Origin of the sequence: Pseudoalteromonas sp. S558 (assembly GCF_005886635.1) — a bacterium.
Classification (GTDB): domain Bacteria; phylum Pseudomonadota; class Gammaproteobacteria; order Enterobacterales; family Alteromonadaceae; genus Pseudoalteromonas; species Pseudoalteromonas aliena.
Genome location: NZ_PNDU01000076.1, coordinates 1 through 20435, shown reverse-complemented (window position 1 = coordinate 20435; position 20435 = coordinate 1). Strand labels below are relative to the sequence as shown.

Below are 20435 nucleotides of genomic sequence, written 5' to 3'. Positions count from 1 at the left end.
GTTGTCATTTTCATTCCCTAAAGTATTTAACCTGAGCTTAGGATAATAAATCACCTCAAACTGCTATTGTCAGTGCTAACAGCGTTGAATTTACTTGCAATAGGCCCGCTATTGACACGTAAATTCGCCTTGTTTTCACTGATAATCACTGGTTAGAGAAAGATAAGCTTACATGTTTTACATTTCAATATGTTAATGAATCTCTTAACCAGAGTTTAGGTTACGTAATCGCCGTTGCTGCCTTTTTGATCAGCGATAACAAGTGCTCTACATGTTCGCCAACAGCTGTTTTTTGGCTTGTTTGCACAACCAATTGTTCATGGCTTACATCTTTATTAGTTTTTAATTGAACCAACTCAGAATGTTCGGCGACTGTGTTTGCATGCTCAATACTTGCAATAGCAAAATGATCAGACTTAGCAAGGCCAACCATCACCTGATCAATATTACCCACTTTAATACTTGACGATTTATTCAAAGAATCAATCGCTTCATTTAACATAGTTTGCACTTGCTTTGATTGGGAAAAGCAGCCAAACATAGGGTATTTATCTAAGTCACGCTTACTAATATCATTTTGATGAGCAAGTGGGTGATTATTAGAAACGAATAAAATGAGTTGATCTGGTAAATGTATATCACTGCCTATGCTATTAACTGCTTGGGAGTAAACACTAATGTCTATTTCACCTTGCTGCAGTTTACGGCTAAGTTCGTGCTGCTCTTGCAGTTGCATCTCTATTTTTACATGAGGGTATTGTGCTAAAAATTGCCCACAAGAAATAGGAACTATACTGCTTGCTGTATTAGTGTAGCCAATCACGAGTTTTTCATCAGGGCTGCCATTAGCTGATTGAAAAATACGTTTTTTGGTTAGCTCTAGTTCACAGAGGGTGTTTTGGGCGTATTCAAGAAAAAGTTCACCCTCAGGAGTCAGTTTTACTGAACGAGTAGAGCGCTTTACTAATTTATATCCAATTTCATCTTCAAGAGTTTGAATGCTGCGGGTCAGTGCTGAAGTACTTATTTTAGTTTGCTCTGCTGCTTGTCTAAAATGACGTAATACGCCAAGCGCTAAAAATTGCTCTAATTGTTCAAATCTCACTCTATAGTCCCTTTTTATAAGTAAGCTGTAAATTGTGCACACATCAATTATATTAAGTTTAGCTGCGTGGCTAAAAAATTAATATTTGATGTATTTACAATTTTTGGGAATCCCTTTTATATCTCAATATCTAACCGTTCAAAGTTTACTTTTTATTCATCCAATATAAGTAAATAATAAAAAATATTTTTAAAATTAGATTAATAGTCATCTTACATTAAGTTAACCATTCGATTTAATGAAAAAGTATGCCACAAATAAGGGTACTGATTAAAGCACAATTTATAAATAATTGAGTGAAAAATGACTTGTATCAGTTTTTACTTAACAAAATTACGGTTAATACGATTACTAAGAGGTTTATTCTCAATGCTTTGTAATTCTATTTCGATCGCATCGCATGAAATATAGATCTCAAACAAGGAAGTTAAGAGTGACAAGCTTAGGCAGGTCAAACTAATACCAAACAAAATAATACCGGTTGTATTAAATTCTATAAACAAAGCGAACATAGACAGTGTGCACAATAAAAATGCAGCTACGCCATATACCTGCATTGTTCTTATTAGGTTTATCCGCTTTCTCAAATTAGTAATTTGAGCAACTACAACAGGGCGAATTGATTCGCCTTCACGGGCATTTAACTCCCTAATTAATTGCGCTAGCACTAAAAATCGGTTTGTATAGGCTAGTAATAATAGTGATATCGCTGGAAAAAGTAGGCCTGGGGTTGTGAGTGTCATGTTTATTCCTTAGAAAGTGCAGCATGCAAGTAGCGCAGATATTGTTAACATAAAATAAATGAGGTGGATATTGCAAAATATTAATAATAGCAGTTCAACAGATAGTGCTTTTCAATGGGTTACAATATACAAAGCTGAAAATACCCTTGAAGCTAATATTATTAAAGGTTTAATACTCGCAAGTGGGATTGAATGTAAAATTGCAGGTGAAATGCTACAAGGAGCTATCGGTGAGATACCATTTGAACAGACACAGGTTAGTGTGCAGGTTTATGTGATAAAAGAGCGCCATGCGCGGCAAATATTGGTAAACTATCAACAAGTAAAACAATCAGCTCCAGACTGGGTATGCCCTAACTGCAATGAGCATAATGGATCAACATTTGATTTTTGTTGGTCGTGTGAGACGTTAAAAAATGACTAAAGCAAATAATTTTCAGCGCATTAGAGAGCTAAACTATTTACAAAAAGCCGTTTTAGCGAGTGCTTTAATAGAGCGCATGCTACCAAATTACGGTTTATTTAGCGAGGCAACTGGGTTTGGTGATGAAACCTTGTTACGTAGTTCGCTTAATGTTTGTTGGGAAAAAATATTACTGCCTAAAAGTAAAATAGATCTCGAAAAACAAGTTGAAAAAATAGAACCAAATGTTCCTGAACTTGCTGATTTTGATATGTTTGGTACTTACCCTGCAATTGATGCTGCTACCTCTTTACTTAGTTTAATGCATGGTTTAATGGCGCAAGATGAGCAAGAGTTCATTAGTGTGAGTAAAATATCGCAAGCCACCGTTGCGCGCTTTATTGAATATCAAATGACCGTTGAAGGTGAAGTTGCAGATAATAAAGCAGTGAGAGAGCATCCACTAATGCAATACGAAATTGAAGTATTGGGTGAGCTAATTGATTTTGTAGAAAACATGGGGCGTATTACCTCTGAAAGCGTAAAGGCGCTTAAAAAGTTTGCCCTAGAAGATGGCCAAACCAATATTGGCCTAGCGTTATAAAAACAGCGAAGTGAAATTTTAAAGGCAGGAGAAGTACAGTGCGAATTTTAGGCATTGAGTCGTCGTGTGATGAAACAGGTATTGCGATATACGATGACGAAAAAGGCTTATTAGCTCATCAGCTATACAGTCAAGTAAAAGTACATGCCGATTATGGGGGCGTAGTACCTGAGCTCGCATCGCGCGATCATGTTCGAAAAACGCTACCGCTTATAGACGCAGCTTTTGCGCAAGCGGGTTGTGGTCCCGAAGACTTAGATGGCATCGCCTATACAGCGGGGCCAGGCCTAGTAGGGGCATTATTAGTTGGCACCTCTATTGGTCGCTCGCTTGCATACGGTTGGGATATTCCAGCTGTTGCAGTGCATCATATGGAAGGGCACTTACTCGCCCCAATGCTTGAAGAAAATGTACCAGAGTTCCCGTTTATTGCATTGCTTGTATCGGGCGGTCATACCATGATGGTGAAAGTGGCTGGTATTGGTCAATACGAAGTACTCGGTGAGTCAGTTGATGATGCCGCAGGCGAGGCCTTTGATAAAACGGCTAAGTTACTTGGTCTGGACTATCCAGGTGGTCCGCGCTTAGCTAAAATGGCTGAGCAAGGTGTTGCTAAACGCTTTGTATTTCCTCGGCCAATGACCGATAAACCCGGTCTTGATTTTAGTTTTAGTGGTCTAAAAACGGCCGCCTCTATTACTATTCGTGAAAATGACGATGACGAGCAGACCAAAGCCGATATAGCGCATGCATTTCAAACCGCAGTTATTGATACCCTTGTTATTAAATGTAAGCGTGCGCTCAAACAAACGGGCATTAAACGTTTAGTAATTGCAGGTGGAGTGAGCGCCAATACGCAGCTTCGACTGCAGCTTGAGCGTGTTATGAAAGGTATGAAAGGTGAGGTGTTTTATCCTCGCACTGAATTTTGTACCGACAATGGTGCTATGATTGCTTATGCAGGTATGCAGCGTTTAAAGGCTGGCCAATTTGCAAGTCTTGATATGAAAACAAAGCCACGTTGGCCAATAGACAGTCTTGAGCCGATTTAATGACTCATATTTTAGATATTTTTGTTTTCATCAGTGGGTGCTTTTTTAGCGCCCACCTTTGGTTCATCACCACTAAATAAACGAACAATATTAGTGCGATGACGAAAAATAATTAATAGCGTTATAAATACAACTGGAAGCGTATAAAGAGGTTTTATTAACCAAGTGTAAAGAGGGGCTAGCGATACGGTAACTAATGCGGCAAGTGATGAATAACGTGTTATTGCAACAATAACAAGCCAAGTACATACCAGCAAACCAGCTAGTGATAAGCCAATAGGCAATAATGAACCGAACGCAGTTGCTACAGCTTTACCGCCCTTAAAGCTAAAAAATACAGGGTACATATGTCCTAAACAAGCGCCTACGGCGACTAACCCAAGCGCTAAAGGTTCCAGCTCTAAAAAGTAAGCCCCCCAAACCGGAATAGTGCCTTTTAAAATATCAAAAACCAAAACAAGGCATGCGGGCAATGTTCCGCCTAGTCGGTAAACATTTGTAGCGCCGGGGTTGTTAGAACCGTTAGTACGAGGATCAGAAAGTTTGAATAGCCGTGACACTAATATAGCCGATGAAATCGACCCGAGTAAATAAGCTAAAACAAACATCAAAATGGCTAACACACGCTTCCTTACTTTTTTATCATTATACTAATCACATTTAATGCAATTAGCATTGCTTTTGGGCTATTATTGGCGGCAAAATTTATCGTAAAAAATTATTATGCTTCTTTAATTATTAGCTAATCTAGCTATTTCGTTATTGTAGAAGGATTTTTTACATATTTAAACACTGATTAAAGCATAGGCAGTATTAATTTTATTAATGCTTAATATCGCTATTCAGTCGTTTTTGTCATTTGGAGTATCAATGGACAAGGTATTTATATCTCAATTGCACGTCGACACCATTATTGGAGTGTACGACTTTGAAAAAGAAAGTAAACAGAGCCTTTATTTTGATATTGAAATGCTTAGTGATATTAAGCCCGCAGCAGCCAATGATGACATTAATTTAGCACTTGATTATTCAAAGGTGAGTGAACGAGTCATTGAACACAGCACCGCTAAGCCTGTTGAATTACTTGAAACGCTAGTGGAGCAGCTAGCAGATATTATTTTGACTGAATTTAATACCCCGCAAGTAACTATTAGAGTGAGTAAGCCCGCAGCTGTAGCACAAGCACGAACGGTTGGTGTTGAAATTACACGCGCTAAGGTAAGTAACTAAATGGCGCAGATTTATATCAGCCTTGGGTCAAATATAAATAAAGCGCATTATATTCAATGTGCATTAATCGCACTTAAGCAGCAATTTGAGCACATTGTGCATTCGTCTGTTTTTGAAAGTGAAGCGGTGGGGTTTGCTGGCAATAATTTTTATAACTCAGTGGTTGCTGCTACAACTGATATGCCCTTGGCCGACGTATGTACTTTACTAAAAAAAATAGAACGAGATAATGGCCGTACCGCAAACGATAAAAAGTTTAGCCCACGAACACTCGATTTAGATTTACTGTTTTATGATGACGTAATTAGCGACTCCCCTGCGCAATTACCTCGTGATGAAATAACTAAAAATGCATTTGTATTGCAGCCACTAAGTGAAGTGGCCCCAAATTTTTACCATCCAGTGGCCAAGCAAACAATTGCCCAGTTATGGAATGCGTATAATAACCCTCAACAAAAACTATGGAAGGTGGAGTTTTCTAACCCATGAGTATTATCGAAATAATTATTTTAGCCCTTATTCAAGGATTCACTGAATTTTTACCTATATCGAGTTCAGCGCATTTAATTCTACCATCACAAATTTTAGGCTGGGAAGATCAAGGACTCGCGTTTGATGTGGCGGTACATGTTGGTACTTTAATCGCAGTGGTTATTTATTTTCGTAAAGAGGTGGCCGATATACTCAGTGCGTGGTTTAAATCATTTGGCGCGCAAGGTACTACTGATGACAGTAAATTAGGCTGGTGGATAATTTTAGGGACTGTCCCCGCTGCTGTTTTAGGTTTGTTGTTAAAAGACTTAATCGAGTTGTACTTACGCAGCGCATGGATTATTGCTGCAACAACCATCGTATTTGGTTTACTACTTTGGTACGCCGATGCAAAAGGTAAACAAATTAAAACTATTTACCAACTTAATTGGAAAACAGCGCTCATTATTGGTTTTGCACAAGCTGTTGCAATGATCCCAGGTACTTCACGTTCAGGTATAACAATGACTGCAGGTTTAATGCTGGGCATGAATAAACAAAGCGCTGCACGTTTCTCATTTTTATTAGCTATTCCTATTATCTCTATGATGGGGCTATATTACACAGCAGAGCTTGCGTTAGGCGATCATATTGTTGATTGGAATACGTTATTGCTAGGTGTGGTGCTATCGTTCTTGTCGGCTTATGCATGTATATTTATGTTTTTAAAAGTCATAGAGCGAATGGGGATGCTGCCATTTGTAATATATCGCTTATTACTGGGTGTAGGCTTGATTATATTTTTAACGATGTAGTAAATTATCGAATAACAAAAAAGCCTTCTGACTAAGAAGGCTTTTTTGTTATTAAGTGGTCATTTTGGCACGAGTGAAATGCTTACTCGCAATGGTAACTAAGCGCGAATTTTGGCATCATAGCGCCATTAAACTTTGCACCGCAGTAAAGTAGTCACACGATTTAAGGAAAGTATATGCATATACATATTTTGGGCATTTGTGGCACGTTTATGGGGGGGATTGCTGCCATTGCTAAATCACTTGGGCATAAAGTAACAGGTTCTGATCAAAACGTTTATCCACCAATGAGCACGCAGCTGCAAGAACTTGGCATTGAATTAACTCAAGGCTATGACGTATCTCAATTAGATCCAAAGCCTGATATGGTGGTTATTGGTAATGCAATGAGCCGTGGTAACCCATGTGTAGAATATGTACTTGATAAAAGCCTGCCTTATACTTCAGGACCTGAGTGGCTAAAGCATAATTTATTACAAGACTCATGGGTGCTTGCTGTCGCCGGTACGCATGGTAAAACAACCACAGCAAGTATGTTAGCGTGGGTATTAGAATATGCGGGCTTAAAGCCTGGGTTTTTAATTGGTGGCATAGTGCAAAACTTTGGGGTGTCAGCGAAAGTGGGCGAAACGCCATTTTTCGTTATCGAAGCGGATGAATACGATACCGCTTTTTTTGATAAACGCAGTAAGTTTGTACACTACCTTCCGCGTACGCTTATTTTAAACAATCTTGAATTTGATCATGCTGATATTTTTGAAGATTTAAACGCAATAAAAAAACAATTTCATCACTTAATGCGTACATTACCTCAAAGTGGCAAAGTAATTTGGCCAAAGCAAGACGTAGCGCTTAATGATGTAATAACACAAGGGCTTTGGAGTGAAAGCGAAACCCTAGGGGATGACTGGGGCTATGAATTAATAAAAGCAGATGGTAGTGAGTTTAATGTACTTTTAAATAACGAAAAGCAGGGCACTGTTTGCTGGCAAGCAATAGGCGAGCATAACGTTAAAAATGCGATTATGAGCATTGCTGCTGCGCGTCATGTGGGTATTGCGATTGACCATAGTATTGATGCGTTAGGGGAGTTTATTAGCCCGAAAAGGCGCATGGAGCTAAAGGCTGATATAAATAATATTAAAGTGTATGACGACTTTGCGCATCACCCAACGGCAATTAAAACAACGCTAGCAGGACTGCGCGCTAAAGTAGGCGATGAAAAAATTATCGCTATTTTAGAGCCACGCTCAAACACCATGAAAATGGGCGTGCACCAATATACATTATTAGATTCACTACGTGATGCTGACGACGTGCTACTTTTTGAGCCAGAGAATCTAAATTGGTCGCTAAAAGAGCAAGCAGATAAAGCCGATATGCAGTGCTTTAGCAGTACACAAACAATTATTGATACAGTGCTCGAAAATATTGAGCCTAATCAACATATTTTAATTATGAGCAATGGCGGTTTTAATGGTCTTCATCAACACCTTGTTGATGGTTTAGCTGCTAAATACAGCGGAGAATAACGTGCAATTTAAAGATAAAATTACGCTCGCTTTTAGTGGCGCATCGGGTGCGCCTTATGGTTTAAGGCTGCTTGAAGTGTTGCTTGAGCAGCAATTTCAAGTTTACGTACTTATCTCAAGTGCTGCGCGAGTGGTGCTTGATACAGAATCAAACATTAAGCTCTCTGGTAATGAAGATAAAGCAACTGAACAGTTAAGTGCGCTGTTTAATGCCAAACCCGAGCAGTTAAAGGTATATGGTAAAGATAACTGGTTTAGCCCAGTAGCCTCGGGCTCTGCGGCGCCTAAAAAAATGGTAGTATGCCCGTGTAGTGCAGGCTCTGTATCAGCAATTGCGGTAGGGGCGTCAGATAACTTATTAGAGCGCGCCGCTGATGTGGTTATTAAAGAACGCGGGCAGCTTATTTTAGTACCACGCGAAACACCATTTAACGAAATTCATTTAGAAAACATGCTAAAGCTTTCTCGTTTAGGGGTAACTATTATGCCTGCGGCACCTGGCTTTTATCATAAACCGCAAAGTATTGAAGACTTAGTTGATTTTATGGTGGCGAGAATTTTAGATCATTTAAACATTGAACATAGCCTAACAAAACGTTGGGGTTATGGTGAGGGTAAGTAATGAATAAGCAAACTATTGCTTTAAATATTGAAGGCCTTACCAAGGTTTATAAAAATGGTGTTGAGGCTATAAAAGGCGTTGATTTACAAGTGCGAGAGGGCGACTTTTTTGCGCTGCTTGGTCCAAATGGAGCGGGTAAATCAACCACTATTGGTGTTATTTCGTCTTTGGTGAATAAAACAAAAGGTAAAGTAGAGGTATTCGGTTGTGATATTGATGCTGACTTAGAAGCAGCTAAAGCGCATTTGGGCTTAGTGCCGCAAGAGTTTAACTTCAGTCAATTTGAAACGCTTAGCCAAATACTCGTTAATCAAGCTGGTTATTATGGTGTGCCACGCGGTGAAGCCCACAAGCGCGCCGACAAATACCTAGCGCAGCTTGGCTTACTTGAGAAAAAAGACAAACAAGCGCGTACGCTTTCAGGTGGTATGAAACGCCGCTTAATGATTGCTCGCGCACTCATGCACGAACCAAAACTGCTTATACTTGATGAGCCAACAGCAGGGGTCGATATAGAATTACGCCGTTCAATGTGGGACTTTTTACGCCAAATTAATGAGCAAGGCGTGACCATTATTTTAACCACCCATTACCTTGAAGAAGCCGAATTACTGTGTAAAAACATTGCTATTATCGACAGTGGCCGAATTGTTGAAAACACCACAATTAAAGCACTGCTTGCAAAGCTTGATAAAGAAACCTTTATTTTAGATTTAAAAGTGCCAGCAAATCCAGTCACACTTGATGGTTATAAATTTACCATGACGGATGATCATACTGTTGAAGTCGAAGTCGCTAAATCACAGGGCTTAAATGCGGTATTTAGCGCATTAACAAACCAAGGTAATACAGTGTTAAGTATGCGAAATAAAGCAAACAGACTCGAAGAGTTATTTGTCGGATTACTAGAGCAAGGGCGGGGCGAATAAATGTTTAAATATGGCGTAGCCTTAAAAAGTTTATGGATCAAAGAATGTATTCGTTTTTTACGTATTTGGGTGCAAACCTTAGTACCGCCTGCAATTACAATGAGTTTATATTTTGTTATTTTTGGTAACTTAATTGGCTCACGCATTGGCGACATGGGTGGCTTTAGCTACATGGAGTTTATTGTACCAGGCCTTATAATGATGTCGGTTATTACTAATTCCTATTCCAATGTAGCCTCTAGTTTTTATTCAACAAAGTTTCAAAAAAGTATTGAAGAGCTATTAGTAGCACCAGTTCCTAATTACATTATTGTACTGGGTTATATGGGCGGTGGTATGACGCGCGGTATAATGGTGGGCTTTATAGTGACCTGTGTGTCATTGTTATTTGTTGATATTCAAATCCATAATATTTTTGTAATTATGGCGACCGTTATTTTAACCTCGGCTGTATTTGCACTAGGTGGTTTAATTAATGCGATTTACGCAAATAGTTTTGACGATATAAGCATTATCCCTACCTTTATTTTAACGCCATTAACTTACTTAGGTGGTGTATTTTATTCAATTACGCTATTGCCAGAATTTTGGCAAAACGTATCGCAAATAAACCCTATAATTTACATGGTTAACGCGTTTCGTTACGGCTTTTTAGGTGTGTCGGATGTTGATTTAAGCGTGGCGCTTGGGGTTATTTTAGTATTTATAACAGCGTTATTTACATTAGCGCTTACGTTAATTAAAAAAGGTGTGGGGCTAAGACACTAATGAGTGATGCAAATTCACGTAGTATTGTATCTAATCAAGCGGGTATTCACGAAAAGCTTGATGAAATAGTAAATAAGCACTTAGAGGCTGAGTTTAAAAAACCGATTGCAGCGCATACTCAGGCCGCATTTGATGAAGTAAACGCTAAAGTACAGGCCTTTAATGGCCCGCTTATTTTAGACTCGTGCTGTGGCGTGGGTGAAAGCTCAGCTAACTTAGCTAAGCGCCATCCTGATGCACTTGTGGTAGGCATTGATAAATCATCGCACCGCCTTGATAAACATGATGTTGAATATAAACAGACCGACAGCGGGCAATATATTTTAGTGCAAGCAGACTTAAATGACTTTTGGCGTTTAGCGGTTGCAGCTAATTGGCAACCTACACACCATTATTTGTTGTATCCAAACCCATGGCCTAAGTCTAAGCATATTCGAAGACGTTGGCATGGCGCGGCTATTTTTCCGTTTATAGTTAAATTAGGCGGTTTGCTAGAAGTACGTAGTAATTGGGATATTTACGTTAAAGAGTTTGCTAGAGCGCTTGAACTCACTGGTAACTCTTGCGATGTAGCGCTTTATGAATCTGATGATGCGATTACGCCTTTTGAGCGAAAATACTGGGCCAGTGGCCAGCAAAGCCACCGACTTATTATTAATTTAACCTAATTTGATGACCAATTTAGCTTGTTAATTCTTCATTACTTTGGGAATTAACATGTGGCGCTGGGTGAGCAAAGTAAACACCTTGCATCAGCGTCACATTCGCTTTTTTCAGCGCGGTCACTATGGTCGCATTTTCCACCGATCCAGCCATTAACTGTAATCCCAACTGATTTGCAAAGCTAGCAATGTGCTCAATAAATAAATAGATATCTTTATCGTTTACTATTTGCTTTATTAAAGCGCCATCTAGTTTAATGCCATCGACTTCAAGCTTAAGCACGTTAGAAATATTCGAATAACCGCTACCAAAATCATCAATAATTACTTTTACGCCTTTGGTTTTAACCATTCCTATAAATGCTTTGACCTCTGAAAAATTAGCAATTGCCTGTGTTTCCAAAAGTTCCAAAGTGATGTTGCTCGGGTGTGGATAACGTTTTAATTCGTCGGCTATAAACTCACTCAAACTAGGATCAAGCATATCTTGCGCGGTTATATTTAAGCTCCAGCAAATATCTGTTTTTCTAAAGCGGCTAATACATTGTGAAAATAGTGTGCGGGTCAATAAGCCATCCATTCTTGAACGGGTAACTACATTTAAAAAAGCCTCAGGCTTGAGTATTTCACCACTTGCTGTAACCATGCGCGCTAAACATTCATACTGCACTACGCGTTTAGTGTTTATATCAATAATAGGCTGAAAATAAGGGACAATGCGATTGTTATCAAACGCTTCGCGAACCTCTTTAGCCATTTCGACATTGTATTGATATTGCACTTTTACATCGTGAAGTGCTTTTGAGTAATTAACGACGGTATGACGACCTTGTTTGGCTTGTAATGCCGCTATGTGAGCATTTTCGAGTAGCAGCGATTTATTGCCACTGGCTATTCCTGCGCACAGAGTAATATAAATAAATGGGTCGGTGAGTAGTGGAGTATTAAAGTTATAGGTTTCAATAAGATCAGTAAATTCATCGTAAGGGATTTCCTTAGGCGCAAGTAACACTAGCTTATTCGTCGCTAAGCGGTACACACGACAACGAGAAGAGCTGCGGCGTTTAAAATGAATAAGTAAGTTTTTCATTACTTTATCGCCGACCTCAGTACCATAGAAGCTATTTATATCTTCAATTTCGTTGATCCAAATAACTGCAAGTTGCATATGGTGTGCATTACTTTGTTTAATAAAATACTCAAGAGCAATATGATTTTCAAAGCCTGTACTTGAGTCTGTTGCTAAAGAACGCTTGAGCAAATAGATATAAATAGCTGCAACAAGTAATGCGATAAAAAAGAAGAAACTCGCCATTGCCGCTGCTTTAGATACACTTTCCTTAAGCTTTTGGTTTAAATCATAAATTGTAATGTCGGCACCGGTTAGGTAGGTGTGCCCACTCGCTGTATCAACATAAGGAATAAAAATGCTTTTAAAATGACCCCATTGATCGCTCGATATTTCAAATACGGGTTCGGTTGAATAAAAAGCGCTAATATTTGCATCTGTTGCTTCAGGGTAAATATCTAAAAACTGAGTTACTTTGCCATTGCTTAGATCGTCTTGTGTATAGCTAGAACCACTAAAGTAAATTTTGTCGTTCTTTAATATCATAGAGTAAACATAAGCGATGTCGAGCGCTTGGGCAAACTCAGAAAGCTGTTTACTCTTAGTTTGATATTCAGAAAAATCAATGGCTTCACCTCGATTAACTCTGCTTAGGTACTCCTCGCCCAAAATATGCTTTACGCTAGTTGCAGCATTTAGTAGGCGGGTGTCGACCGATTGCATTATTTCAGCGCGGGTCGTTTGATAGGTATAGTAAACGTAAGTAAGTAAACTGATTAAAAATAATGAAAAGCCAGCCATTAACCAACTTACTTTCACTCTTCCTTTAAGCATAGATATTCCTTTTTTATTATCGTTTTATTATACGCAAAATATGTAAATGCCCAATAAATAATTGGTATTTATTGGGCTGATTAAAATATTAATTAAATTATCATTTTTTTGTCATGGATTTGAGCGCTTTTATGGCTTTAAACGAGACATTTTAGTTATATTGCAGTAAAGTTAGCGCAATTATTCAAAAACACTGTTGCTTAAAAAATGCCTAAATTGAGCATTTTCCTCTGATAAACACGTGTTTTAGCTACACACACTAGGTATTAAGATGGATCAAAAGCGTTGTGCCGTCGCCTCTAAAGAAAGCCTTAAGCGTATATTTACTGTACCTGAAGCGCCAGACTCAACTTTAAGCAAAATCGAGCTTGAAATTTCGAGTAATTTAGCAGGTTTCTTAAACGAAAATATTGCGGCAATTGAAAAACCATTGCATGAAATTGAAAAAGACTTTCAATCGGCTGTTATCCCTGAGGATCCAACGTTTGTATCTGCTTATGCACAGGACATAATGGAGCAGCTCGTTGCGCATTCAGTGCATACCGCAGCCCCCAGTTTTATAGGTCACATGACTTCGGCTTTGCCACATTTTTTATTACCGCTGTCAAAATTGATGGTGGGGCTAAACCAAAACCTAGTAAAAATAGAAACGTCTAAAGCATTTACACCTCTTGAGCGCCAAGTGCTTGGAATGATGCATCATTTAGCTTATGGGCAAGAAGACTCATTTTATTCTAAATGGATGCACAGCGCTAAGACCTCTCTCGGTGCTTTTTGCTCAGGTGGTACGGTTGCTAATATTACTGCGCTTTGGATTGCACGAAATCGCTTATTCAAGCCTGATGGTGATTTTAGAGGGATAGGCGCACAAGGCTTAATTGCTGGTATGCTGCATTACGGATACAAAGGTTTAGCGGTATTAATATCAGAACGTGGACATTACTCGTTAGGTAAATCGGTAGATTTATTAGGTATCGGTCGCGAAAATTTAATCGGCATTAAAACCAGCGAAGATAATAAAGTCGATGTAGGAGCGATGCGTGAAAAGGCACTTGAGCTAGAATCGCAAGGCGTTAAAGTAATGGCAATTATTGGGGTCGCTGGTACGACCGAAACAGGGAATATAGATCCCCTTAATGAAATGGCCGATTTAGCAGAACAAATTAATTGTCATTTTCATGTCGATGCAGCATGGGGAGGAGCAACACTTTTATCAACGACTCATCGCCCTTTATTAAAAGGCATTGAACGCGCTGATTCAATCACCATTGATGCACACAAACAAATGTATGTACCAATGGGAGCAGGTTTGGTTTTATTTAAAGACCCTGCGGCAACTGATGCAATAGAACACCACGCAGAGTATATTTTGCGTAAAGGCTCTAAAGACTTAGGTAGTCACACGCTTGAAGGTAGCCGTCCTGGAATGGCGATGTTAGTGCATGCTTGCTTACGTGTTATTGGTCGTAAAGGCTACGAAATGTTGATCGATAGAAGCATAAAAAAGGCGTACTATTTTGCTGATTTAATTAAAGCCGACGAGGATTTCGAACTTATTTCAGAGCCCGAGTTGTGTTTATTAACATACCGCTACGTACCTAAAAAAATAAAACAAGCAATAGCTGAAGCGGATGCCGCAACGCGTTTAGATATTTTTGCATCATTGAATCGCTTTACTGCCAGCATGCAAAAAAGGCAGCGTGAATCAGGTCGCTCGTTTGTATCACGTACGCGTTTAACACCTTCTAAATATGATAACCAGCCAACCGTTGTATTTAGGGTTGTACTTGCAAACCCACTTACATCGGGGGCTATTTTAAAAGATATTTTAGCTGAGCAAAAAGAATTGGCTAAAACCGATCCCGTGTTCAAAAAGTATTTAAGAAAGTACATGTAGTTTAAAAGGGTCCATAAGGACCCTTTTAAATATTAATGTAAAATACGCGCTCTAATTGTTCCCTCAACGGCACTGAGTTCTTTTAGTGCAACTTCTGAATGATCTGTATCCACATCAATAACAACATAACCAATTGCTTCATCAGTTTGCAAATACTGCGCGGCAATATTAATACCGTGCTGGGCAAAAGCTTGGTTAATTTGTGTTAATACGCCAGGGCGATTGTGGTGTACGTGTAATAAGCGGCTACGATTAGCAAGCTCTGGCAGTGATACTTCAGGAAAGTTGACAGCGGTGATGGTAGAGCCATTATCTGAGTATTTAGCTAGTTTACCGGCAACTTCAATGCCAATATTTTCTTGTGCTTCTTGTGTTGAACCACCAATGTGCGGCGTTAAAATAACATTGTCGAACTCACGCAATGGCGATACAAATTCCTCATCGTTAGATTTAGGCTCAACTGGGAATACATCGATTGCTGCACCACTGAGTTTTTTCTCTGTTAATGCCTCTGCAAGTGCGTCAATATCAACCACAGTTCCGCGAGAAGCATTAATTAAAATAGCCCCATGCTTCATAACAGCAAGCTCAGCAGTGCCAATTAGGTTTTTAGTTTGAGGCGTTTCTGGTACGTGCAAGCTAATGATATCAGAGCGTTGTAATAACTGAGTTAAATTATGTACTTGAGTGGCGTTCCCAAGTGATAATTTATCTTCAATGTCGTAAAAATCAACGTTCATACCAATGTTTTCGGCCATGATACCTAGTTGCGTACCAATATGACCATAGCCAATGATACCTAATGTTTTGCCACGCGCTTCAAACGAACCATTGGCCGTTTTTAACCAACCGCCACGGTGAGCTGCTGCATTACGTTGTGGGATACCACGTAATAATAATAAAATCTCACCAAGCACCAGCTCTGCAACTGAGCGAGTGTTAGAAAATGGCGCATTAAATACGGCAATACCACGTTCGCGTGCGCTGTTTAAGTCAACTTGGTTTGTACCAATACAAAAACAGCCAATTGCGATGAGCTTTTCAGCCGCATCTAATACGGCTTCATTTATATGAGTGCGAGAACGAAGCCCTACAAAGTGTGCATCTTTAATACGGTCTTTGAGCTCGTCCTCAGGTAGGGATGTTTTAACGTAGTCGATATTGCTATAACCATTGCGCTTTAGCGTTTCAACTGCGCTTTGGTGCACACCCTCAAGCAAGAGAATTTTAATTTTGTCTTTTGCTAATGATACCTTACTCATAACCTCATCCTATTTAATTTGAGGCCCATTTTTAGTGCCGATAATTACTTTATCAGCGCCACGCTCTGCGAATAGGCCATTGGTAACTACGCCAACAATTGAATTTATTTGTGCTTCAAGTTGTTTAGCATTGGTAATATTTAAATTGTACACATCTAAAATAACGTTACCGTTATCGGTCACTACGCCTTGACGGTAAACAGGATCGCCCCCCAATTTTAACAACTCACGTGCTACGTAGCTGCGCGCCATTGGAATAACTTCTACCGGAAGTGGGAAATCTCCTAGTGTCTCTACTAATTTAGTGTCATCAACAATACATACAAATTGTTTAGCAACAGCCGCGACTATTTTTTCGCGAGTAAGAGCAGCACCACCGCCTTTGATCATTTCATTTTGGGCGTTAATTTCATCTGCGCCATCAACGTATACATCTAAAACATCGATGTTGTTAAGCTCAAACACTTCAATACCTAACTCTTTTAAACGAGCAGTAGAGGCTTCTGAGCTTGATACCGCGCCTACAATTGTGTCTTTTACTGAGCCTAATGCATCAATAAAATGATTAACTGTTGAGCCTGTGCCTACACCAACTATGGTGTTTTCTTTTACAAACTCGAGTGCAGCCCATGCTGCAGCTTTTTTTAATTCGTCTTGTGTCATTGCTCTGTGCTCATTTAGTCATAAATATGTCGCTAGTATACAAGTTAACGTGTTACCAGCAGTAGGTTTTATCTGGAGTGATAATAGTTTTAAGTGGTACGTCCCACGATTCAATAGGTAGCTCATCAACTTTTTGGCATTCATGTGCTAAGCCAATTAGTTGCGGTTTTTGCCAGTGTTGATCATGTAAACGTGCCAACGTTCTATCGTAAAATCCACCCCCCATTCCCAAACGATTACCTTGTTCATCAAATGCAACAAGTGGCATAAGTAAGTAATCAAGCGTTGGTAACGGGCATATTTGAGTGCAGTTGAGCTTAGGTTCCAAGATACCATAGCGATTTGCTCTCATGGGTGAGTTTTTTTCATAACGCTGAAATAGTAAATTAGCGCCATTGAAGGGGTGTATTACAGGGAGGTAGATGTGGTGATTTAAATCCCATAAACTCTTAATTAACAATGAAGTGTCTAACTCTCCGTCATTAGTTAAATAAATTGCAATATGCTCTTTTTTAGTTGTTTTTTTATCTTTTAAATATTGAATAAAATTCATGTTTACTTGCTGAGCCGCTGTACCCTGTTGACTTTTTGATAAGTTATTACGGGTTTTACGGATATATTCTCTTATCTGTGAACGTTTATTGCTCATTTTCGTTCCCAGAATATAATTAAAAAGAGAATAAATTAGGAAATGCTAAATATGCAGCTAACACTATGAGCAGTGTGATTACTGTTGCTATAAGTGAATATAAAACGATATTACTGCGTTCATTAGGCGGGCTAATAAGCTCTTCATCAAGCATAAGATCGTCGTCCTGCCATTCTTCACTATTTGAAACGGGTGTTTTTGATTCAATTTCAGGAAGACGTTGCTCTAGCTCTTCTAGTTTTTCTTCAAGGCGAATTAAGCTACTTGTGATGTAATCTAGGGCATCAAAAATTCGTTCATCACGTCGATCATTATTTGCTAGAGCAGAAGTGCTTTGGGTGTTACTCGAAACGGCTTGTAGTTTGCTTTGGATCCCTAAACTAGCAAGTAATTTAGCCTGTTTTAAGGCTTTATCTTTATTGCTCGGTGCGAAGAGTGATTTACCCTTAAAAAAAGCAGTTACTTTTTCTTCAGAGGTTTTTAATTTTTCTGCTAGGTTTGTACATGCTGTTTTAGCGTTAGTGCCATCAGCTAACCCTGCAAATATAACGCGAAAATTGTCGGCCATCTAACTACCCTTAAAGCTTTTATTATTTAACGAGTATAAACCTAACTCATTTAGAAATGCAGTCCTACCTATAAATTAAAGTCATTTAAATAATGGCTATCGAATCATGTTGTATTTGGGAGGTAGAGTTATGGCAATTATTTAAAAGCCAGTTTTTACAATAGCAAGAATAATTACAAATCATTACATTTGTTTTGTTGTTGGCTTTTGTTTATTCAGTAAAATTGCGCGCCCAAGGATATTTCATTTAAGGACACACCTTTGTTTGATTCTCACACGGCTCCTGCGAGTCGTTGGCTACAGTTTGTAAAAGAAAGTGGGCGTATTGCAACACTATGGTTTGCCGGCGTTTTACTTTTTATGAGTTTTCGCGTTTTCTTTTTGATCTATTTTAAAGACAGAATAACAGCACAGTTAGATGCAGATGCTATCTTTGCAACGTTAAAAGCGGGTTTTGCATTTGATTCAGCAGCTACCGGTGTATGCTTTAGCATCGCATTTCTTTTAAACTGTATTTTACAACCTATGCATTTAGGGCACTGGGTAAGTAAGGCTCGTCTGTATACGGGAAGAATATTTTTTATAGTCACCACGTTACTATGCATTGTGAGTGTTACTTATATAACAGAGTACGGCAGCCAATTTAACTACTTTATGCTAGAAGGGTTGAAAGACGATCAACAGGCTATTGCTTTAACAGTTGTTGAGCAATATAAACCATGGGGTAGTCTTCTTAGTTTAGTTATTTTATTAGCGCTAACGTTTAAAATAAATAAAGTGGTTGATCAAAAACACTATACATTTATTAATCGCCTTTTCACTACTTGTATTTATAAGCGCACAATACTAATTATATTAATTGTTGTGTTATTTATATGCGCAATACGAGGATCTTTTGAAACACGTCCAGCGTCAAGAAAATGGTCAGCAGTAACAGCCGATGCATTTGTAAATAACCTAGTCATAAACCCGTTTAGAAGCTTTATTTATGCGATTAAAGACTATAACGACTTACAGAGCTTTGGTTTAAATGGCCACAACCCTTATCTAGAAAAAAACTTACCAACGATAGAAAACCCTCTAGCCGCTTTTGAGCAAAAAACAAATGCTCCATTATTGGCTGCTCCATCACAGGTGTTTTTTATCGTAATGGAAAGTTACGATGCTTGGCCGTTACAACAAAAATATGCATCACTTAACTTAACTAACGAACTAAGTAACTTAGCGAGTAAAGGCATCTATTTAGATAATGTTTTACCTGCCGCAAGTAGCACAATGAATTCGTTATCAAGCCTTATGTCGGGTATTGCGTATGCTGGTGTGAATATGAGCCGTATTGGACCTCAAAAGCCAACCAGTAAAATGTCAATATTTAGCCAAGTAGAGCAGCTAGGTTACAAAAGCCGATTTTACTATGGTGGCTTATTATCATGGCAAAATGTCGGAGAATATGCACTTTCACAAGGTGTCGATAAAGTATTTTCAGCAGTTGATGCTGGAGGAAAAGGCAGTGCTGGTGTGTGGGGAATTGACGATGGGCAATTATTTGATTTAGTTGATAAGACAACAAACGATAAAAGTTTTAATCTCATTATGAGCGGCAGCTACCATGGTCCATTTAACCTAGATTTAGATCAATATGGTTACCCTTTTAAATCTTTGGCAGATTATCCAAAAGAAATCCAAGCCTTAGGTGATGACTTGCTAGACCCTTATGTGTTGGGGCACCTTTGGTACTCAGACAAAATGTTAGGTCAGTTTGTTCGTAAAATGGAGCAGCGATACCCAGATGCTTTATTTATAATAACGGGGGATCATTATGGTCGTCGTTACCTTCATCACCAGCCTGATCTATACGAGCTAACTCATGTCCCGATTGTAATTTATGGTAAAGGGGTTAATTCAAACTGGGTTGCTAAAGATCAACTGGCAAGCCACATGGATATTGCACCGACTTTATTAAACCTAATAGCGCCAAAAAATACTGAGTTTTATAGTATGGGGCAATCATTACTAAATGCACCACAAAAAGAGCGCACTGTATTTGGCTTTCAAACAATACGAACTGAAACAGAGCTTTGGCGTGGTGATTTATCTTCGATCTATGAATACCAAAAAATAGATCCGCTTGATAAAACACGTTTATCACCGAACCATAAACCTGAATTTAAAGCCGTCGATAGCCAAACAGAGCAAGCATATAATCAATATATGGCTACAGCGTGGCATTTGCTTACCAGAGGGATGGATTAAAAAAGCAGTTTTTACAGGCTGCCTTTATTTAATTTTTGATACTTTAATTATGCATAAAAAAAGCGCCAATTGGCGCTTTTTTTGTATTTAACCTGAACTCTGGTTAAGAGATTTACTAACTTATTGAATCATGGTGATATTTAAATTTACTTTCTCTAGCCAGAAATTTTCAGTGAAAATAAGGCGAATTTACGCGTCAATAGCTGGCCTATTGCAAGTAAATTCAACGCAGTTAGCGCTGAAAATAGCTGCTAGAGATAGATTTATTATCCAGAGTTCAGGTTTATTAGCTGTTTTATTCGTC

Annotated in this window: 21 protein-coding genes; 13 read left to right on the top strand and 8 right to left on the bottom strand. The window is 38.8% G+C overall.

Annotation, left to right across the window (positions count from 1 at the left end; all coding sequences use genetic code 11):
• Window positions 1–220: 220 nt before the first annotated feature.
• Both CWB66_RS05900 and CWB66_RS05895 read right to left on the bottom strand, forming a co-directional pair.
• Window positions 221–1105, bottom strand: a complete 885-nt coding sequence (locus tag CWB66_RS05900; protein WP_077537090.1) for a LysR family transcriptional regulator — start codon at window positions 1103–1105, stop codon at window positions 221–223.
• Between the two features lie 320 nt (window positions 1106–1425).
• The gene (locus CWB66_RS05895; protein ID WP_077537091.1) at window positions 1426–1848 is read right to left on the bottom strand and encodes a DUF2721 domain-containing protein; all 423 of its coding nucleotides are present in this window, start codon (window positions 1846–1848) and stop codon (window positions 1426–1428) included.
• A 70-nt stretch (window positions 1849–1918) separates the two neighbouring features.
• Here CWB66_RS05895 and CWB66_RS05890 point away from each other — a divergent pair, with 70 nt between their 5' ends.
• From CWB66_RS05890 to tsaD, 3 genes are read left to right on the top strand one after another with little or no spacing between them, the layout of a single operon-like run.
• Complete coding sequence (locus CWB66_RS05890; protein ID WP_138584664.1) at window positions 1919–2272, top strand: putative signal transducing protein; 354 nt, start codon at window positions 1919–1921, stop codon at window positions 2270–2272.
• Entirely contained in the window at window positions 2265–2855 is a 591-nt protein-coding gene (locus CWB66_RS05885) for a YjaG family protein (protein WP_138584663.1), read from the top strand. Before CWB66_RS05890 ends, CWB66_RS05885 begins: the two co-directional genes overlap by 8 nt.
• Window positions 2856–2893: 38 nt before the next feature.
• Complete coding sequence (gene tsaD / locus CWB66_RS05880; protein ID WP_077537094.1) at window positions 2894–3907, top strand: tRNA (adenosine(37)-N6)-threonylcarbamoyltransferase complex transferase subunit TsaD; 1014 nt, start codon at window positions 2894–2896, stop codon at window positions 3905–3907.
• An 11-nt stretch (window positions 3908–3918) separates the two neighbouring features.
• On the opposite strand, the gene plsY is transcribed toward tsaD, so the two are convergent.
• Window positions 3919–4530, bottom strand: a complete 612-nt coding sequence (gene plsY, locus CWB66_RS05875) for a glycerol-3-phosphate 1-O-acyltransferase PlsY (protein WP_138584662.1) — start codon at window positions 4528–4530, stop codon at window positions 3919–3921.
• 247 nt (window positions 4531–4777) lie between these two features.
• On the opposite strand from plsY, the gene folB reads away from it, so the two are divergent.
• The 8 genes from folB (at window position 4778) to trmB (ending at window position 10942) form a co-directional block, all read left to right on the top strand.
• The gene (folB, locus tag CWB66_RS05870; RefSeq protein WP_138584661.1) at window positions 4778–5137 is read left to right on the top strand and encodes a dihydroneopterin aldolase; all 360 of its coding nucleotides are present in this window, start codon (window positions 4778–4780) and stop codon (window positions 5135–5137) included.
• Window positions 5138–5626, top strand: a complete 489-nt coding sequence (folK, locus tag CWB66_RS05865; RefSeq protein ID WP_138584660.1) for a 2-amino-4-hydroxy-6-hydroxymethyldihydropteridine diphosphokinase — start codon at window positions 5138–5140, stop codon at window positions 5624–5626.
• A complete protein-coding gene (locus CWB66_RS05860) occupies window positions 5623–6423 on the top strand; it encodes an undecaprenyl-diphosphate phosphatase (RefSeq protein WP_138584659.1) in 801 nt (266 codons plus the stop codon). The genes folK and CWB66_RS05860 overlap by 4 nt, the downstream gene beginning before the upstream one ends.
• Before the next feature lie 176 nt (window positions 6424–6599).
• Window positions 6600–7955: a UDP-N-acetylmuramate:L-alanyl-gamma-D-glutamyl-meso-diaminopimelate ligase gene (mpl, locus tag CWB66_RS05855; RefSeq protein WP_138584658.1), complete on the top strand. Its 1356-nt coding sequence runs from the start codon at window positions 6600–6602 to the stop codon at window positions 7953–7955.
• Window position 7956: 1 nt separating this feature from the next.
• On the top strand, window positions 7957–8577 hold the full coding sequence (locus CWB66_RS05850) for a flavin prenyltransferase UbiX (protein WP_138584657.1): 621 nt from the start codon (window positions 7957–7959) through the stop codon (window positions 8575–8577).
• Window positions 8577–9506, top strand: coding sequence for an ABC transporter ATP-binding protein (locus tag CWB66_RS05845; RefSeq protein ID WP_138584656.1), 930 nt, complete (start codon window positions 8577–8579; stop codon window positions 9504–9506). Before CWB66_RS05850 ends, CWB66_RS05845 begins: the two co-directional genes overlap by 1 nt.
• Entirely contained in the window at window positions 9507–10274 is a 768-nt protein-coding gene (locus CWB66_RS05840; protein ID WP_007584748.1) for an ABC transporter permease, read from the top strand.
• Window positions 10274–10942 (top strand): tRNA (guanine(46)-N(7))-methyltransferase TrmB, encoded by a 669-nt coding sequence (gene trmB / locus CWB66_RS05835; RefSeq protein ID WP_138584655.1) that lies wholly within the window; start codon window positions 10274–10276, stop codon window positions 10940–10942. The genes CWB66_RS05840 and trmB overlap by 1 nt, the downstream gene beginning before the upstream one ends.
• Window positions 10943–10955: 13 nt before the next feature.
• Here trmB and CWB66_RS05830 read toward each other — a convergent pair whose 3' ends face one another.
• Window positions 10956–12839: an EAL domain-containing protein gene (locus CWB66_RS05830; protein WP_138584654.1), complete on the bottom strand. Its 1884-nt coding sequence runs from the start codon at window positions 12837–12839 to the stop codon at window positions 10956–10958.
• A gap of 271 nt (window positions 12840–13110) precedes the next feature.
• Here CWB66_RS05830 and panP point away from each other — a divergent pair, with 271 nt between their 5' ends.
• A complete protein-coding gene (panP, locus tag CWB66_RS05825; protein ID WP_138584653.1) occupies window positions 13111–14736 on the top strand; it encodes a pyridoxal-dependent aspartate 1-decarboxylase PanP in 1626 nt (541 codons plus the stop codon).
• A 32-nt stretch (window positions 14737–14768) separates the two neighbouring features.
• Here panP and serA read toward each other — a convergent pair whose 3' ends face one another.
• Genes serA through CWB66_RS05805 form a run of 4 tightly spaced genes read right to left on the bottom strand, consistent with a single transcriptional unit; the run spans window position 14769 to window position 17878 of the window.
• Window positions 14769–15998, bottom strand: coding sequence for a phosphoglycerate dehydrogenase (gene serA, locus CWB66_RS05820; protein WP_138584652.1), 1230 nt, complete (start codon window positions 15996–15998; stop codon window positions 14769–14771).
• A gap of 9 nt (window positions 15999–16007) precedes the next feature.
• Window positions 16008–16661 carry a ribose-5-phosphate isomerase RpiA gene (rpiA, locus tag CWB66_RS05815; RefSeq protein WP_138584651.1) on the bottom strand — a complete coding sequence of 218 codons (654 nt, stop codon included), beginning with the start codon at window positions 16659–16661 and terminating at the stop codon, window positions 16008–16010.
• A 52-nt stretch (window positions 16662–16713) separates the two neighbouring features.
• Window positions 16714–17310, bottom strand: a complete 597-nt coding sequence (locus CWB66_RS05810) for a 5-formyltetrahydrofolate cyclo-ligase (protein ID WP_138584650.1) — start codon at window positions 17308–17310, stop codon at window positions 16714–16716.
• Window positions 17311–17329: 19 nt separating this feature from the next.
• Entirely contained in the window at window positions 17330–17878 is a 549-nt protein-coding gene (locus CWB66_RS05805; RefSeq protein ID WP_077537108.1) for a hypothetical protein, read from the bottom strand.
• A 261-nt stretch (window positions 17879–18139) separates the two neighbouring features.
• On the opposite strand from CWB66_RS05805, the gene CWB66_RS05800 reads away from it, so the two are divergent.
• On the top strand, window positions 18140–20131 hold the full coding sequence (locus CWB66_RS05800; RefSeq protein WP_138584649.1) for an LTA synthase family protein: 1992 nt from the start codon (window positions 18140–18142) through the stop codon (window positions 20129–20131).
• Window positions 20132–20435 lie beyond the last annotated feature (304 nt).